Genomic DNA, 18,877 nt, shown 5'->3' with positions numbered 1-18,877 from the left:
TTATTTATCAGCCCAATTTAGAACAATATCATTTATAGTCATCTTTCCACTACCATCATCTTTTACTGTAAATTTCCTGTTTTCTATCTCTTCTTTGTTTGCACCTTTTTCAACCGTTGACCAGCTACCTCTTGTGTACTTGTACTCAAAAGTATCACCACTATTGAGTCTTAGAGTAACAGTGTATGTTCCATCTTGTGTTTTCACAAGTTCAATTGCACCATCTTTGTCGCCTGGATTCCAGTCAGAAAGCCCAGCTTTCCCGAACGAACCCGCCAAGTATATAACATCATCATCTGTGCCAGCTGGAACTTTTACGTTAAATGTAACAGCCACATTACCTGTTCCATAGACTTTTGGTGTTAAAATGGTTGTTGCTGTTTCAAGTGAAACTGGGTCTTTACTAACAACCTTCACAAAACCCTGTGGGAATTCATCGCTCTTGTATGCAACAAACATGGAAATTGGTGCAACCAATGCTTTGCCAGCAACATAGTTTGTAAGCTTCTTAATTGGTGTTGTGCCAACTTCATCTCCATTTGCAACAACTACCCAGTTCCCTACTGGTAATGTTATCTCTTGTACCTTCTTTGTTGAGTTATAAACAACAATTATATCATTCCATGTATCTTTTGGATATGTGAGTCTAAATCCTAATGTTCCTTTCGGTGTTGGGATAAATGTAAGATATTTCTGTATGTCTTCTGCAGTTGTCATTCTGAAGGCTGGATGAGCTTTTCTTAGTGCAATTAAACCTTGATAGTACTTGAAAGTATTGTACCACTTTACTTTCAAGTTCCAGTCATACTTGTTTATCCTGTCACCTGCATTGTATGAGTTGCTGTTCATAAACTTTGTCCTGTTGAACTCAACTCCTCCATGTAAGAATGGAACACCCTGTGCTGTCAAAACAATTGCATTTGCCAGTCTGCCCATTTTATCCTTGATATAATCTGGTTCATTTGGCACACTCTTTTGAAGTTTATCCCAAAGAGTTAAGTTGTCATGTGCCGAAACATAGTTTATGCATTCATCCGGGTCTGTAGCAAAATCACCCAGTCCACCCTGAATTCCTCTCTTGAGATCATCTAACCTATATGAATAGTTACCTTGCATAAATCCTTTAGATTCATTGTCAAGATTGCCTCTGATTGCCTCTCTAATTCTGTCATTAAAGAACCCTATATGAAGTCCAGCTTGATTAAATGAGCCTATCTCCATTCTAAGTGAGCTATCAAGCGGTGTTGCACCTGCAAGCCATCCCTCACCATAGATAACTGCCGACGGATTTATCTTCCTCACTTCTTCTTGTACCTTTGCCATTGTAACTCTATCTATTGCTGCCATCAGGTCAAATCTAAAACCATCTATGTGATATTCTTTTGTAAGGTATGTCAATGTATCAATTATGAACTTTCTCACCATCGGCTTTTCTGTTGCAATTTCGTTGCCACAACCAGAGGCATTTGAGTAGTTACCATCTTTGTCTTTCCTGTAAAAGTACCCAGGGACTACCTTGTCAAATATTGAAAACTTAGCATCTCCTATCTGGAATGTGTGGTTAAATACAACATCTTGAATAACACCTATTCCTGCTTTGTGCAGAGCCATAACCATCTGTTTGTACTCTTTAATCCTCGCAATTGTATTTGGATTAGTTGCATATGAACCTTCAACGTTTTGATATAAAACTGGATCATATCCCCAGTTATAAGTTTTATTTGGATTTGTTTCGTCCACTGAACCAAAATCATATGTTGGGAGTAAATGAACATGAGTTATACCAAGTTCTTTCAAATGATCAATACCTGTTTTTACACTATTTGGTCCTTTTGTTCCTGTTTGAGTAAAACCTAAATATTTCCCCCTGTACTCCGGTCTTATTCCGCTCGAATCATCTATTGTAAAATCTCTCACATGTGTTTCATAAATTATAGCATCTTCTTGGTTTTTCAGTGTCACAAAAGTATCTTTTTCCCAACCAACAGGGTTTGTATCTTTGGGGTCAAAGATTAAAGTCCTTTCAGAATTTGCAGATGTTGCTCTTGAATACGGGTCTGGCACAACATATTTTCTGATTGTATCGTCGGTTATAGAGTTAGAAGCATGCCAAACTTCATACTGATAGTATTTACCTTTCAAATCTCCATTTATCTTAAGATACCATGTTCCATTAACAGACTGCTCCATCTCATACTCTTTGTATTTTGTAGTCTTATAGTCATCATAAAGTCTCATTACAACTCCAATTGCTGTTGGAGCCCAAAGTCTGAACGCTGAATAAGCTTTTGTATATGTGCATCCTAAGTCATTGCCTTTATAATAATACTTTGGATTATCTAATATATTTCTTGGCTGCGCAATCGTTGGCTTAAAACCTTCTTTTGAAATTAGATAAGGAACCTGGGGTTCTAATTCATCCACAGTTGTGATTCTAAACGTATCAACCTTTGTGATCTTCTCATTACCTGTGTAAAGCTCTTCAATAACCTTGTCATTTCCCATTCCATCTGGATACCACTTTGCAGATGTTCCATCCCATGAGGTGAACTTGAACTTAGCACCAATTACAACACCATCTTTGCCAAGCTCTTTTACAAGTTCATAGTAACCTTTCTGTGCATTCCATGTCATTTTCCATGCAGGAAGTGGTTTGTACTTTCCTTCAGAAGAAGCCGTTCCGCCCCAGTCGTTCATAGTTCCAGAGACATATACCTCAAGCTTGCCAGATGTGTCTGTAAATTTAAAATCACCTGCACCAGGTTTTAATATAAATCTCACTTTTGTGCCGCCATCAATTAACTCATACCCTGCCTCTTCTGGCTTAAAATTTTTGTTTATCTTCGGCAAAACTGGTTCAACATTTTTGATAGGAACTTCATCATAAAAAGCTGTCACTTTAAAACCTTGAGTTTTATTATTCGAAAGAATGTCTGCTTTCTTTGCAAGCTTTACAACAATTGTATTAAGGCCATCAACAAATGCTGTCATTTTCGGAGTTTTCTGAGGCTGAGATGTATAGATTTGCTCTTCACCTTCTATCAGCCAAACCTCTTTTGAACCGCTGATTCCTGAGATGAACCTGTCAACGGCAACATCTTTTGCTTCCCAGTTACCTTTTCTAACTATAATACCTACTTTTGTTACCTTCCCAGGAAGTTCAACTACTGCTTTTACTCCAAAGTCATCCTTGGAAGTAAACTCATAAGCTTTGCCTTCTGCACCAACTGGCTCAACAGGCCATATCCACAAATTCCAACCTTGATAGTCTTCATTGTACCTGTAGTAGTGAATGATGAGAGTTGTTTTTTCACCTGCCCCTAGAATAGAAATTGGGAAAATAAGAGTAGCAATAAATAGGGCCACCATCAAAAGACTTATAAAACGTTTGCTCTCGAATTTTTTCACCATCTTTCTTACCTCCTAGCTAATTTAATCAGTTTTTGAAACAACGCAACAAATAATAAACCCGAAACTCCAAAATGTCTTTTGTGAATGCAAAGGTTTGCTTAAACTTTGTAATGATTATATATCTTTTTATTAAAATTGTCAATATGCTGCAATTTGAATAAATTAAAGACTTGAATTTATGAAAAGTAAATAAAAATAGCAGCCTCCACACACTGTGAAGACTGCCGTATAGAAAAGTTGTAAAGTTTATTTTTTTATTCCCATTTGAAAAATATCCTGAACAAAAGCTGAGCTGCTTCCGCACGAGTTGCAAACTTTCGAGGCAGTATTTGATTTTTGCTATTTCCTTTTATTAAATCATTTGCAACCAAAACAGAAATACTATCTTGAGCATACGAAGATATATCAGATGAATCATAAAATTTAGTTGCAAGGCTACTTTTTGTTTTTACCATTGGTTTGTTTGCAACCTCCAACGCTCTTACTACAAGAACCATCATATCTTCCCTTGTTATATAATCTTCTGGTTTAAACTTATTCGCATAACCCTTTGCAATGCCAAGTGCTTTTGCAATTGCAACTTCACGCCAGTAGATACTATCTTTTTTAACATCTTCAAAGTTTGAAGAATACTGAGCATCAAGACCAAGAGCATTTACCAGCCACTTGACAAACTCTCCACGCTTTATATATTCTTGAGGCCTAAAACTATTTTGGTCAGCACCACTTATTATATTTCTCGTGGCCAGGGAAGACACAGCTTTTTCAGCCCACGAATAATTCTTCAAATCGTCAAATTTTTTGCTAATATATCCCACTGCAAACTTGCTAAAACTGTTTACATTCGCAACCATACGTTTAGAATTAGCAACATATTTGCTATTTGATACAACCTCTGCTTTCCCATCATCATTTATATGCAGCATTACCAAGTTTTCAATACCGCTCAGCTCTTCTACTCCAGGAGTATAAGCAATAGATATTTTTATAGAATTTGTAGGTCTTTCAACATTCAACTTTTTCAAATCTTGATAAAACCCAATTTCATATATTGGTCTTTTTCCAACTGCCGTGCGAATCTCTGAAGGTATATTAGAATTTTCCACTTTTTTTATCAATATCTCAATTTGCTTGTTATTGTCTATGTTCTTTTCCTTTAATAAGTCAGCTGGAAGTTTCAAGCTTAATTCATCTGTATTAACTAAAACTTCCTGTATATCAAAAGAAGCTGTAAATACTCTCGATGGAAGCGCAATATTGTACTGCACTAAAGGTTTACTTATTTTCAAATCTAACGTTAAAATTTTTTTCTTTGACACTTGCATCTGCAGTGCTTTTGTTACTGAAGACTCATCTAATTTAACATCTAACCTTTCCTCTGATAGCTGAGATATTTTGGGTCTAATTATCCCACTATTATCAATTGTAATTTCAGGCAAAGCAGTCTTATCAGTTTGTTTAATATCTTCCTTTTGAGATGATTGCGCACCTACCTGCTTTTCAGCTTCTTTGATATTAGGTATTAAAACCTCAGAGGAGGAAGAGGGTAAAGATGATTGTTTTTTTACTACATTGAAAGTTTTTATATCCACAACAGAACCTTTACCAGCCACAACCGTATAAGTACCCTCTGGCGAGTCTGCTGGTAAAGTAAATTTGTCACTGAAATTTTTCCCCTTCACTGTATTTATATAAAGCATGGTAGAATTTGGTCTCAATACTTTGACAACAATCTCATCAAACACTGTTTGCCCAGAAATTACAACATCTTCACCTGGACTTTTATCAGGTATGGAATTTAAAATAACTTCCTGGGCAGAAAATCCTACAGATAATAAGGAGAATAAAAACACAAAAACAAGCAAAATACCTGAAGCTATCCTTGTTCCTTTTTTCATTATTAAAATCCTCCTTTTGGGTTTATAGCCTTATAAAACCTTTAAAATCTGCCCGGCAACCACAAAAAACAGTTGCCGGGCGGTTAATAACCTCATCGAAGCTCAATAGGCTCAGCAAGACTATTTGGAGTAGTAAGGCTTGTGTCAAATTTGTCAAATACAAATACTTTTACCCTGTAGTCAGTGCTCAGATAATCATTTACATTAAAGTAAGCCTTAAAGTCTTCAACTCCTACTATATCCTTTTCAACAGCAACAATTGAAATAGGAGTTGTCCCTTTTAATAGTTCAAACACTACAACTTCTTTGCCATCATGCTGAATACCTTCTGATTGTTTTACCGTAACACTTGCAATAAGTCCTTTATCTTTTTGCAGACTTGCATTTGAAATTTCAAATTCCCTGTCAGCAACTTTGAAAAATTCAACATCATCAAGGTTGCACCATGTACCTCCTGCATTCTCTGAATCTGAATAAAGCCCTATTGTAACACGTCCAGTGGTAACTTTAATGTTTGCAATCACCATTTTGTGCCACTCTGCGACCCATTTGGTCGGCATATTTATTCTCAGTTCTTCTCCACCATAGTCTTTTACAAACAGGTAGTTAGCATTCTGGCCGCCGCCTCCATTTGCAAAGGCTCTGAAGATGTATATACCATTTGGTATATTTTCGATTGTTTGATATGTGACCGCCTTGTAAGGTTTGTCACTCCAGTGAGTAAGCTGCGTTCCTCCAGAATGCCCTCCACTTTCAGTTTTGACAGCATTAGTATTTCCTTCGCTTATCCAATACTTTAGTCCCTCTTCAAAACTATAATTTTTTACAAGATTTTTGCTATTGATAACCTTTACTTTGGCATATGCTTTTAGAGTTGTGCCTTCTACAACACCTGTAACAGTAAATTCACCAATCGCTGAGTATTTACTCTCATCAATAGCTTCCCATGTAACATTTGCCTCAGAGGATGTATCATCATCATAAACCACCATGACAGTTGGCGGAAGCTGAGGCTTTTGCCCTACCTCTGTTGTAATATCTAATCTTTGAACACTCACTATATTCTTTTCGATATCTGGGTCCTGGCGATAGAATAGAACATCGTCTATTGCACACCAAAAACCTGAATCAGCAGCAATTTCAAATGAAATTGTGCACTTTCCTGTTGTCACATTAATATCATTTATTTCAGCAGGTGTCCAAGCATCCCATGCAGCTGATTGTGGAATTTGTATTTTTATTTCCTGCCCACCATAATCTTTTATTACAATATCACGTTTTTGAGCACTACCAGTGTTAACAAACCATGCTTTAAATGTATACTTGCCTTGCCCTAAGCCTGTAATTGTTTGAGATATTACAAGATTGTATGGCGATCCATACCAAATATTTAATTTCTTGTTTCCAGAACGGACAGGTGCACTACTATTTGCATTTGCTGCTCCAGTCTGCCCCTCTACATTCCATCCATTCAAATCATCTTCAAAGCCAGAATTTTGTATAAGATTTGCTACTTTTACTTTTGCAACAGGTGTAACCTCGCTACCTTCAACATGCCCACAAACTTCAAAGCTACCAGTTTGGGCATATTCTGACGGGTCAATACTGTCCCATGTGACATCAACCTCTTTTGTAAGACCATTGCTCAAAACAGCTGTGATTTTAACAGGAAGTTTTGGCATTTCACCTGGAGCTGTTCCAACAACAACTGGTTTATAATCTACAATCATGATGTTATTGAGCATCTTGAACACATACAGAGAATCCAAAGCATTTCCATTAAAATCAAACATAGCTTGGTTATCCCATCCATTTCCTTCGCCTGTCTTCCAGCCAGCACCTTCAACAGGTATCCAATCTGGCTCCCAATAGAATATGCCAAGTCCTTTGCCACCTGGAACTTGTGCTACAGCATTTGCAATGTTTCTAATAACCAGTGCTTGATTTTGGACTGATGGCTCATACCCAGCTGTTGCAGCTTCCCTTGTGCCAAAGATATTATTCAGTCCATCTCCATTTTCTAAAGTGTATGCATACGCTGTTTCTGCAATAACTACCTCTTTGTTATATCTTTTGCTAATATCATTCATATTGTAGATTAAATCACTAAGTTTTCCATGCCAGTATGGGTAATATGAAAGTCCAATTACATCAAACTCAACACCACGCTGCGTCAAATTGTCAAATACTCTTCTGTATAGTTCATTGTCCCCTCCGTTAGCAAGGTGAATCATAATCTTCACCTGATTATCAGGACCAGCTGCATCCCTTACACCTCTAATCCCTGCCTTTAGAAGCTCTGCAAAATTGTCATATCCTCCAGCATCTTCGCCCCATGTTTTCCCGTCCGGCCAGAGCATACCGCCATTAACCTCATTTCCAACCTGAACCATGTCAGGAAGTGCACCTTGATCTTTGTACATTTTTATGACGTCATAAGTATACTGGTAAACTGCCTGTTTTAGCTGGTCAAATGAAAGATTTGCCCATGCTCTTGGCTTGTCTTGTTTTCCTGGATCTGCCCAAAAGTCACTGTAATGAAAATCAAGCAAAAGTTTCATTCCTAAACCTTTTGCTCTTTTTGCAATCACCAGCATGTTTTCAGCATCACAGTTTCCTCCACCCATCGGCTGACTTTTATCTTCGGTATAATATGGGTGGTTCCATATTCTAAGCCTTATCCAGTTAACTCCAAAATATTTCAAAATCTCAAGTGCATCCATCTGGACTCCGTTCAAATAGAACTTACCGCCACAATCTTCTATTTGTTTTAGCATTGATACATCTGCGCCCTTTATGAAAGTATCATCAACCATTTTGTATACCTTGAACTCCTTTATTGAAGCTGGCTGATTGTTTGGTGTTGAGGTGATTGTGACACGGATATATCTTATCCCTGAGGCAGGTGGTATGAACTTGTCATACTGCGTTTGTGAAGTGTCAATATTATTTGATTTGTCTACTAATACTGTCCACCTATTGTCATCTATTGAATATTCAATTTTATACTGATAGCTCCCATTACCATTAAAAACTATTTCGGTTGCAAAGAGATTTGCATAAACATCTCCCAAATCAATCTTCAGCCAATGAATGCCTGCATCCTGTGCACTCCAAAAAGTAGTCTCATCACCGTCATTTGCAAGGGTTGCCGGATTTGTTGTAGCTTCACTGTCAGAAAAAATATTTTTGCCTACAGCTATATTAGGACCAATTGGGTCAACTTTTATCCCAATTTGCTTCTTTACCTGAGCTGAATTCTGTGCAAAGACCTTGGTTGACAACAAAGGAAAAGCAAAAGAAATGACAAAAATGAGCAATATAAAAATGGCAAACACTCTTTTCATTTTTTGTTCCACCCCTTTATTGTTGTTTAAAAGCAGGCAAGAACTTGCCTCAAAAATTTGCATTTCACAATAAGCTACTCTATAATTTAATTTATAAAACTCCTTTATGCTCTATTTTCTAACTAAATTAGTTCAGAGGCTACCAGCAAAACACCACACTTTCCCGAGCACTGGTAGCCTCTTTCTTTTTCAAAAAATTATTCTATAAACCTACTGATTTCTCTCTCTGAAGTACTGTTCAAGCTGTCTGAGTGCTTCAGCTTTAACCTTCTCAACACCTGCTGCTTTGAGCTTCTTGTCAAGTGTTGCAAAAGCTTCATCCACGTTCTTTACCATTCCCAAACATATTGGATTGTAATACTGTGTCATAACACTGTTGAGGTTTGCAATCTCTGTTTTTACCTTTGTTTGGTCAAGTGAGAATGAAGAAAGTAGTGAGCTCACAAGTGCTTTCTTGATTGTGTTCCTAAGAGCAATGTAATTGTCATCCCAGCTTGCAAGTGGTAAGAACTGGTCTTTATTCGTGAACCAGAACCCTGCAGCATCTGGTGGATATGTGTTGTTATCTGCTGTAACACCTTTTGGCAAATCAATCTTGTTATCCTTGATTATATAGTTCTTGCCCTGAATTCCAAAGTAAACAAGATAGTTGTAAGACTTTTCTTCCATAATCAAGTCAAGTGCCATAAGTGTTCTTTCTGCATTCTTTGTCTTCGCAACAAGAGCAACACCATTGTTTATATATGGGTCTGCTGGCCTGTGTCCTCTCTTATCAAAGATTGGAATAATTTCAACTTTCCAGCCCTTCGTTTTTGCATTTGCAAGGTTAGATTGTATATCTTGGCTATTTCCAAATGCAACTGCAGACTTGCCTTGATCGAATGCGTCTTTACTTCTTACTTTGTTAGCATAAGCGTTTCTGTTGATGTATCCTTTGTCATACCATGACTTTACCTTTTTCGCTGCATCTTTGAAAGCAGGAAGTATTTCTTTGTCCATTATATAGTAAACTTTGGGTTTGGTGTCATATATAGTTGTGAAAAGTCCTGTACCGCCTGTTGATACTCTTGCAACATCTTCTAAGTAATCTGTTTTTTCAACCAAAAGTCTCCACATAACTGAGTTCAAGTCGTACTGGTTGTCCAAATTCATTGGCATCATGCTTTTCTCATTTTTCTTTATTGCTGCAAGGAACGGTTCAATATCATTGTATTTTTTGATTGGGGGAACCTTATACTTTTCTCTCAAATCCCCTCTTATAATTACAACATCAGCTTTTCTGTCAGGTGTTGCAGTCGGAATCATGTAGATTTTCCCTTTTACCTTTGCTTCCTGCCATGCAACAGAAGGTGTTGCTTTGTAGTGTCTTGGCATGTATTTTTTGATCATATCCATTGTAAGTTCCTTAAATCCACCTTTTGCAGCTTCCTGGAAGTAGAAGCACCAGTTTGCTGCATACATCCAATCAACATTCTCTCCTGATGCCAGAATAAGTGGATATTTGTAGTTCAAATCTCCCCATCCAATGTAGTTAATCTCCATTGTTGCGTTGATGTCTTTTTGAAGCTTTTTGTTAAGCTCTTTCATAACGTTTGGAAATTCAGCCGGTGCATCACCCAAAAGATAACCAACAATCTTGACAGGTTTTGACACATCAATGCTCGGGTCAAAACCGGGTGCAGTTCTTTTTGATTGCGCACCAAAGCCAACCACAAACATTGAAACTAAAATGGTTGAAAATACAAAACATACTGTCAAGATGAGCGCTAAAAGCCTGAAGTTCTTTTTCATCACACAATCAACCTCCCTGATTCATTTTAATCTATACCAACAGGCATTACAAAAAGCACCTGTTGATACCATTTTTAACCTTTTACAGCACCAAGTGTAATGCCTCTGACAAAATACCTTTGAACAAACGGGTACAAGAAAATTATTGGACCTGTTGCAACAACTGTCATTGCAAGCTTTAAAGTTTCTTTTGGCATATCTATTCGTACAACATTTTGCAGAATATTAGCAGCAACATTGACGCTTGACAGGATTAAATACAAGGTATATTGCAGAGGATACAAGGTCTGTTTTTCGATGAACATCATTGGAGTCCACCAGTCATTCCAGTAATTGAGAGCTATGAAAAGTCCAATAGATGCTAAAGCTGGTTTTGAAAGTGGCAAAATAATTTTCAAGAATATTGTAAAATCTCCTGCGCCGTCAATCTTTGCTGACTCTATCAAAGAGTCTGGAATAGAACCTCTAATAAAGTTGCGCAAGATTAAAATGTAAAACACATTGAAAAGTGGCACAAGTATCAGAACAAGCACGTTGTTTTTCAAATGATAGTAGTTTGCCAAGATTATATAGTACGGAGCAAGACCACCGTTAAAAAGTGTTGTGAAGTACAGGAAGAAAGCCAATGCATTCCTATATTTTACATCTTTTCTGTACATAACATACGCAGCCATTGTGGAAAGAAATAACGACAAACTCGTACCAACGCTTGTTACCACAATGGTTACCAAGTAAGCCCTGAAAATTCTTTGAGGGTTTTGGAAAATGAGCTTATATGCACTGAGTGAAAATTCTTTTGGAATCAAAGTGTAACCGTGGTTTATAATATAGTTTTCTGAAGCAAATGAGCTTACCACAAGCACAACAAAAGGTATGAAGGTAAAAAGTCCAATTATTGTTATAAATATATATCCGATAATATTAAACAGAATGTAATCCTTACCCTTTCTCAATGTTCTCTCCCCTTTTAAGTCAATATTTAAAACAGTGCATAGTCTTTGTCATATCTTCTAACAAGCCAGTTGACAAGCATTATAATTACAAAGCACAGCACAGACTGGTAAGCACCTGCTGCTGACGCCATCCCAATATCCTGAACCTGCATAAGGCTTCTGAACACAAGGGTATCGATAATATCTGTATAGTCAAGAAGAAGACCGTTATTACCTATTATCTGATAAAACATATCAAACTCGCCACGCAAAATTCTTCCAAGTGCAAGCAAAATCAATATTATCATTGTCGGTTTTAACATCGGGATTGTAATATAAAAGATTCTTTGGAAGATATTTGCGCCATCAATTATTGCTGCCTCATAACACTCTTCGTCAAATCCCATTATAGCTGCAAGATATAAAACGCTTCCGTAACCTACCCATTTCCATACATATAACATTGGCAAAAGGAAATACCAGTAAGTAGGATTTGAGTAGATATCTATTGGCTCACCACCAAGGTTTTTTATCAAGGTGTTAATAAGACCATAATCATAGTTGAAAAAGTTATACATCATAGCTGCCACAACAACCCATGATACAAAATACGGTAAAAACATAACAGACTGGATGAACTTTTTAAATATCTTACCTGCAAGCTCGGCTATAAAAATTGAACATGCGACCGAAAATACTGTGTATGCAGCCAAAAAGGCTAAGTTGTAAAGAATAGTGTTTTTTGTGACAAGCCAAGCTCTGCCCGAAGCAAAGAAATACTCAAAGTTTTTGAAGCCGTTCCATGGACTGAAAAGTATTCCATCTCGATAGTTAAACTCTTTAAAAGCAAGAACAATTCCACCCATTGGTATATAGGCAAACAGAATGTAGTAAATTGCTACTGGTAAGAACATGGCATAAAGTATCTTGTTCTTTTTTATTTCATACCAAAAACCATTCTTTTTCAATTCAGCCACTCCTTTTGTAGTGATTGAACAAATCATTTATTCTCGCTTCTTCTATTTCTTATTATAAAAGGTCAGTTAAAAATTCATATTAGACAAAATTAATATTTTCTTTGTAAAATTAAGATGATAAAAATTGCAAAAAAATAGAAGCTGGCCTTTCAAAACCAGCTCCCCTATCTTTTTAAGCATTGCAAGGAAAAAATTATAAAGCTGCTGTGGCTATTCTTCCACAGGAAACAGGACTTTTGCAACTGTTTTCTCGTTGATTTTGCTCTCGTAAAACAGTCCAGCTTCATTTCCAAAATAGATTTTCAATCTCTCGTTTATATTCTTTATACCAAAACCATGTCCTCTTGTAGTCTCAACTTCTCCCTTTTTTATTTTTTCAAGGACCTCTTCACAAATTCCAACACCATCATCAATTACATATATTGCAGCCATCTTGCCATCTATAATTTCACCTTTTATGATTATAGTACCTTTCTGATCCTCTTTTTCCAAAATTCCGTGGTGAATAGAATTTTCAACAAGCGGCTGAAGTGTCAGTTTTGGTATCCGCGCTTGTAGAAGTTTTTGTGGAACATCTATCTTAAGGTCAATGCAGTTGTCAAACCTGTAATTTTGAATCATCACATACGCCTTCACATGTTCTATCTCATTTTCCACTGTTACAACATCCTCACCCTTGCTAAGACTTAATTTATAAAACTGAGAAAGAGAGGTTACAAGCCTTGAAATATCTTCATTTTTGTTCTTAATTGCAATCCAGTTTATAAGGTCAAGGGTGTTGTACAGAAAATGAGGATTTATCTGTGACTGAAGAGCTTTGAGTTCCAAATTTTTCTTCTCCTTGCCAAGCTGGTACTGCTCATGCAAAAGTTCTTTTATCTTCTTTAGCATATAGTTGAAGGTATATATGAGCTGACCCACCTCATCTTGAGAGTGGGTATCCAATTCTATATTGAAATCACCTTTTTCAATAACCTTTTTCATATTATGAGTAAGCCTTTTTATTCTTGATGTGCTTGATGTTGCCGCCCAGAAAGCAAATATCAATGTAAAAGGTGCAATCAAGAATATCATGAAAAAGACCTGTTTAATAGTCTTTATATTAAGCTCATGAATCTCTTTATAAGGTGTAACCAGTACAAGATACCAATCTGTATCGCTAATATTCCTTGTTCGAACAAGAAGTTTCTCTCCCCCTACCTCCATCTCAACAACATTTGCCTCTTGAGATGATATATTCTTTTCTATCCCTTTTATTATCTCTCCAAGGGATAAGTTTGTCTTATTTAAAGAACGTGCAACCACTTCACCATTTGAATTGACAATAAAAGCAAGTGTTCTACTTGTAAACAAAGCCTGATTTAGAATTCTTTCAATTTCAGCAATTGAAATATCAGCTCTGAGTGCAGCTTTGTATTCACTAATATTCTTAGGGTCTGGAATCAGTCTTATCAAAGACACAACATCTTTTCGCGCAACATTTAGCATTTTGGGAGTAACCCAAGCAAAAAGCTCTCCTTTTAAAACCATCTGCTGATACCATGGAAGCTTTTCAATCCGCTCAAAGAGAAAATAGCTATCTGTTTCGCTAAGTCTTGCCAATCCCTGTGTCATATAAATTGAGATGCTGAGTATGTCAAAATTCTGGCATGTGCTGTAAAAAAGTTTTGTAAATCTCTGAGAGTCTACAAGCCAGTTACCGATATTTTCGTAGTAGTAGTCATCCGGCCTGTTTACAAGTTCTTGCACGGTTGAATCAAGAGCTAAAATGTTCAGTACATTTTTAACTGATGACACCCTGTTTTCTAAGAAAGAAGCTGTCTGGTCCACAATCTTGCCAGAAGAATAAATAGCCTGTTTTTCGACATCCCTTCCAACAATAACGTAGTTCATAAAAGAAAATATGCCAAATGATATCAAAATCACAAACATATATGATGCAAACAATTTGTATTTTATACTCATATTCGAAAAAATATTTGCAACTCTTTTCATACATAATACCTCTCTCTAAACTCAGATGGAGTCATCCCAACTTTCTTTTTGAACAAGGCTGAAAAATAATTCGGGTCTCCAAATCCAACTTTCTCTGCAATCTCATATAGCTTGATGCTATTATCTTTTAGAAGCTGCTTGGCTTTTTCAATTCTGACCTCAGTTATGTAATCGTTGATTGTCTTACCAGTTGCTTTTTTGAACATACTGCACAAATAATTTGGACTGAAATAAAAATGGTTAGCTATCTTTTGAACACTCAGATGCTTGTCATAGAAGTTTTCTTCAATAAACCTTATTATCTGATACACCTTTCGATTTAAATTGCCACGTGTTGTAAATAACTCAAATATCCCATCAAGCGTCTCATAAATAACCTCTTTTAGCTGGTTTAAAGTAAGCTTTTGTTCTATTTCGCTCCATTTTTTTGCTCTTCCAGCTTCATCTAAAAACTGTGTTATTTTTCTTTGCCTCCCTATTTGGTATGCAATCAAGAGCATCTCAAAAAATATATTTTTTACCTTCTCAATCTCAATGCCTTGATTTGACTTAAGCCAAAAATACAGCTTTTCTATCTCCTCCTTGGCCCTCTTTATATCATCCCTTTTTAGATATTCCTCAAATTTTTCAAAGTCAAAACTAATTTCCTGTTCTCTTTTGTCTACAAAACCTTCATATGTATACGAATTGCCAAAACCATTATAAAATACATTTTTCTTGAGTATCTTGAGCATGTTTTCAATGCTCTCTTTTACTTGACTTGCCTTTATCGAGGTAGCAACCATCAGGCAAATCTCTCCTTTTTGTAAAAAAACCTCTTTTAGTATATTCGCTGCCTTGTTTATGTCAATCTCACTTTTTTCGCTGCAAATAAGAACAAAACTGTTCTGTGATAAAAACGAAAATAACACAGCAATTCTTGATGTAAGGTCTTGACCCAAAACTTGGTTATATATTTCTTTTGATACCATTTCATCCAGATGGTCCTCTTCAGCCTTCCAGTCTACAAACCCTACAATAACATCTAATGTTGAGGTTAAAAAATCTTCGGCAGCATACTTTTGGAAAACGCTATAATCTGTGTGGTCTTTTAGCAGCTGCTGAACAAGCTGTGTAGCAGCGTAATATATACTCTCATTGTAATGTTCTTTCAGCCTTTCTTTTTCTTCCTCTTCTTTTCTCTCAAACTCTATAATCTCCACAACTTTTTTCATTGTGCTCTTAATCTTTTCTATATCGAGAGGCTTTTCGATGTAGTCAATTGCATTCAAACGTATAGCTGACAAAAGATACTCCTTTTCTGCATAGCCACTTATAAAGACTATTTTACATTTTGGAAAAATATTTTTTAACCTCTTTGAAAATTCAATACCATCCATCCGTGGCATTCTTACATCGCACAGTAAAATATCGGGAATATAATTTTTTACAGTCTCCAATGCTTCCTGACCATTTTTAGCACTCTTAATTTCTCCAATTCCAAGCTCATTCCATGGTATCAATGTTTCAAGACTTTCTCGGGTTATTTTCTCATCTTCTACAATCAAAAGCTTAAACATTTTATTAGCTTTCCTCCCAACAGAGAAAAAAGGTTAAACTTGCACAACTTTTTGTAGTCCTTCTACTTGAATATTATACACCATGTGAACTCTTTAAGTAGCTAAAAAAAATAAAAAAAGCCTGTCCATCTTCTTTAGCACCTTATAAAGTGGACAGGCAACAAGTTTTTTAAGGGCTTATTTTGCTTTGTAAAAGCAGCGTTTTGGCGACTCTATCAGCCCTTCACTTTTTAGTTCCTTGATAGCTTTTTCAACCTCTTTTTTGTCAAGCCCTGTCTTTTGAACAATATCCTGAATTTTCATCGGCTCTGGAGAACTCTTCAAAGCCTCTAAGACCATATCTTTTGCGCTCATAAAAGTCATCTCCTTTCTATATAAATTCCTTACAGTATCTTTTGCTTTCAATACACTTTTATACCACCGTTTTGCTTCTTTATAACAACATTTTCATATGGTGATATAATTATATATGTAAACTGCGAAAGAAGGAGATGATGAGCATGAAACGCTTGTTATCTTCTTCATATATTTTGATGTTTGATGAGTATTATTCTTTTCAGCCAAGACTCAAAGAGATGTGCACTTGCATTGATCTTAAAAGTCTGTCTTCAACCAAGTACATGTGCTCAAAAAAGGTGCTTGACTCAATCTCAGAAAAGATAAAAAAAGTTGAAAATTCCTTGTTCTTTCTTGGTGCTGGCGAATATCATCACTTCACATATATGCTTTTGAAAAAGATAAATAAAACTTTTTCTTTAATAGTTATTGATAAACATGTTGATTATTCAAATAGTTATCCGGGATTTATAACATGCGGTTCATGGTTAAAAGATGCCGCAGGATTAAATCAAATTGCTGAAATCTTTGTCCTCTCAGAAGATAAAAAAAATGTGAGCAGCAGCAAAATTAAAATTTTATCACCACTTGATTATAAAAAGATAAAACCTAACCTACCGGTTTACATAAGCATTGACAAAGATATCTTAACAAAGTCTTCAATAAACACAACCTGGGACCAAGGACACTGCAAGCCAAAAACCTTAATCGAAATAGTTTCACATTTCTCATCAGCTTTTGAAATAGTTGGAGCAGATATTTGTGGTGAACCACCTGCGCAGTATTTCTCACCTGAACACAAAAAAAGCGAAGATATAAATTTAAAACTCCTTCTACTGCTCACAGAAAAATCTCAAAGTATTGTTGCATGAAAAAAGCTGGAAGGTTTCCTTCCAGCTTTCATAGAATATTAACCTCATTGACTGAACATATATTTGTTCAAAATCATCTCAAGAAGCTCTTGTTTGCCAGATTTGTTTTCTATTTGAGAAAGATTTAGAGCATACTCTTCTAACGTCTTAAAATCTGCCTGACCACTTACAATCTTAGCTCCAATTCCTTCTTTGTAGCTTCTGTATCTCTCTTCGATAAACTTATCAAATACCCCATCTTTAACAAGCTTATATGCTATCTTAAATCCTTTTGCAAAAGCATCCATCCCCGCAATGTGACCAATAACCAGGTCTTCAAGTTCAAAAGAGCTTCTTCTTACCTTTGCATCAAAGTTGAGCCCACCTTTGTCAAAACCACCCATCTTTATAACCTCATACATAGCAAGCGTGGTAAGCCTTACATCTGTTGGGAACTGATCTGTATCCCAACCCAAAAGCAAATCGCCCATGTTAGCATCAATTGAACCAAGCATGTTGTTTATTCGTGCAAATCTCAACTCATGGTGAAAATCATGTCCTGCCAAGGTTGCATGGTTTACTTCTATGTTGAGCTTGAAGTACTTATCAAGATCATACTTTTTCAAAAATCCATATACATGAGCAGCATCAAAATCGTACTGATGCTTAGTTGGTTCTTTTGGCTTTGGTTCAATCAAAAACTGACCGTCAAACCCTATCTCTTTTGCATAGTCAACTGCCATGCGCAAAAATCTTGCCAAGTTGTCAAGCTCAAGCTCCATGTCGGTGTTCAAAAGCGTCTCATAACCTTCTCTTCCGCCCCAGAACACATAGTTTTCGCCGCCAAGCTCTTTTGTTACCTCTAACGCCTTTTTCACCTGCGCTGCTGCATATGCAAAAACATCGGCATTGCAGGATGTTGCAGCACCATGAACATATCGCGGATGTGAAAATAGGTTTGCTGTTCCCCACAAAACTTTTGTTTTGCTTGTGTTTAAGTATTCTTTGATCATAGAAACTATCTCATCCAAGTTCTTGTTTGTTTCTCTTAAATTTTCTCCTTCAGGTGCAATGTCTCTGTCATGAAAACAGAAAAATGGAACATTTAGCTTTTCAAAAAACTCAAATGCGGCTTCAACTCTTGCCTTTGCGTTGTCCATTGGGTTTGAGAACCTGTCCCATGGACGGGTAATTGTAGGTTGTCCAAACGGGTCGCTTCCTGTTGCACAGAATGTATGCCAGTAAGCAACTGCAAAACGAAGGTGGTCTTTCAAAGGCTTGCCGTCAATAATTTCGTCAGGATTGTAGTACTTGAAAGCAAATGGATTGTCTGACTTTGGTCCTTCATATTTTACTTCTGGAATGTCTTTGAAGTACTTCATTTTATAACTCACTCTCCTTCTATAATAAATAATTTCTTAACGTAAACCCACTTTTTTAAAAATGTTTGTAAACATACTTAGTTTGTTTATTAAACAAACTAATATTATTATATTATATATTCTTCATTTTTTCAAAAAATCCTTCTTTAAAACAAAGAATGTTTTGCAAAAGTAGCAGACTATTAATTTAACTTGTATGAAAGTACCTTCTTTGTAATATAACTGAATTATTTGAATATAATATAAGGTGATATTAATGGAAAAGTTTTGAACTTTGAAGAAGCTCCTATATTTTTGAAAACCTTTACAAAAACACTTAATTAAATTTTAAAAAGTGAGTTGAGAAGACTCTGGTTACTGATAAGGTTTTGAACATGAAATCAGATAACTAAAACACA

The 18,877-nt window shown here is 36.2% G+C and carries 11 protein-coding genes; 1 reads left to right on the top strand and 10 read right to left on the bottom strand.

Annotated features, from left to right (window positions below; all coding sequences use genetic code 11):
- The 9 genes from pulA to COB47_RS02740 form a co-directional block, all read right to left on the bottom strand.
- Positions 1–3,411: a type I pullulanase gene (gene pulA / locus COB47_RS02780; RefSeq protein ID WP_013289886.1), complete on the bottom strand. Its 3,411-nt coding sequence runs from the start codon at positions 3,409–3,411 to the stop codon at positions 1–3.
- A gap of 254 nt (positions 3,412–3,665) precedes the next feature.
- Positions 3,666–5,309 carry an S-layer homology domain-containing protein gene (locus COB47_RS02775; protein WP_013289885.1) on the bottom strand — a complete coding sequence of 548 codons (1,644 nt, stop codon included), beginning with the start codon at positions 5,307–5,309 and terminating at the stop codon, positions 3,666–3,668.
- A gap of 92 nt (positions 5,310–5,401) precedes the next feature.
- Positions 5,402–8,656: a glycosyl hydrolase 53 family protein gene (locus tag COB47_RS02770; protein ID WP_013289884.1), complete on the bottom strand. Its 3,255-nt coding sequence runs from the start codon at positions 8,654–8,656 to the stop codon at positions 5,402–5,404.
- Positions 8,657–8,866: 210 nt separating this feature from the next.
- Entirely contained in the window at positions 8,867–10,447 is a 1,581-nt protein-coding gene (locus COB47_RS02765; RefSeq protein WP_013289883.1) for a DUF3502 domain-containing protein, read from the bottom strand.
- A 74-nt stretch (positions 10,448–10,521) separates the two neighbouring features.
- Positions 10,522–11,400, bottom strand: a complete 879-nt coding sequence (locus tag COB47_RS02760; RefSeq protein WP_013289882.1) for a carbohydrate ABC transporter permease — start codon at positions 11,398–11,400, stop codon at positions 10,522–10,524.
- A 26-nt stretch (positions 11,401–11,426) separates the two neighbouring features.
- The gene (locus COB47_RS02755; protein ID WP_013289881.1) at positions 11,427–12,383 is read right to left on the bottom strand and encodes an ABC transporter permease; all 957 of its coding nucleotides are present in this window, start codon (positions 12,381–12,383) and stop codon (positions 11,427–11,429) included.
- Positions 12,384–12,566: 183 nt separating this feature from the next.
- Positions 12,567–14,351: a cache domain-containing sensor histidine kinase gene (locus COB47_RS02750; RefSeq protein ID WP_013289880.1), complete on the bottom strand. Its 1,785-nt coding sequence runs from the start codon at positions 14,349–14,351 to the stop codon at positions 12,567–12,569.
- Positions 14,348–15,910 carry a response regulator gene (locus tag COB47_RS02745; protein WP_013289879.1) on the bottom strand — a complete coding sequence of 521 codons (1,563 nt, stop codon included), beginning with the start codon at positions 15,908–15,910 and terminating at the stop codon, positions 14,348–14,350. Before COB47_RS02745 ends, COB47_RS02750 begins: the two co-directional genes overlap by 4 nt.
- A gap of 177 nt (positions 15,911–16,087) precedes the next feature.
- Complete coding sequence (locus tag COB47_RS02740) at positions 16,088–16,264, bottom strand: helix-turn-helix domain-containing protein (protein WP_013289878.1); 177 nt, start codon at positions 16,262–16,264, stop codon at positions 16,088–16,090.
- A gap of 146 nt (positions 16,265–16,410) precedes the next feature.
- On the opposite strand from COB47_RS02740, the gene COB47_RS02735 reads away from it, so the two are divergent.
- A complete protein-coding gene (locus tag COB47_RS02735; protein WP_013289877.1) occupies positions 16,411–17,118 on the top strand; it encodes a hypothetical protein in 708 nt (235 codons plus the stop codon).
- A 44-nt stretch (positions 17,119–17,162) separates the two neighbouring features.
- Here the strand turns inward: COB47_RS02735 and xylA are convergent, their stop codons facing one another.
- Complete coding sequence (xylA, locus tag COB47_RS02730) at positions 17,163–18,479, bottom strand: xylose isomerase (RefSeq protein WP_013289876.1); 1,317 nt, start codon at positions 18,477–18,479, stop codon at positions 17,163–17,165.
- Positions 18,480–18,877 lie beyond the last annotated feature (398 nt).

The organism is Caldicellulosiruptor obsidiansis OB47, from assembly GCF_000145215.1.
Classification (GTDB): domain Bacteria; phylum Bacillota; class Thermoanaerobacteria; order Caldicellulosiruptorales; family Caldicellulosiruptoraceae; genus Caldicellulosiruptor; species Caldicellulosiruptor obsidiansis.
Note: the sequence above shows the minus strand (reverse complement) of the source record. Positions and strands in the feature narration are given on the sequence as shown.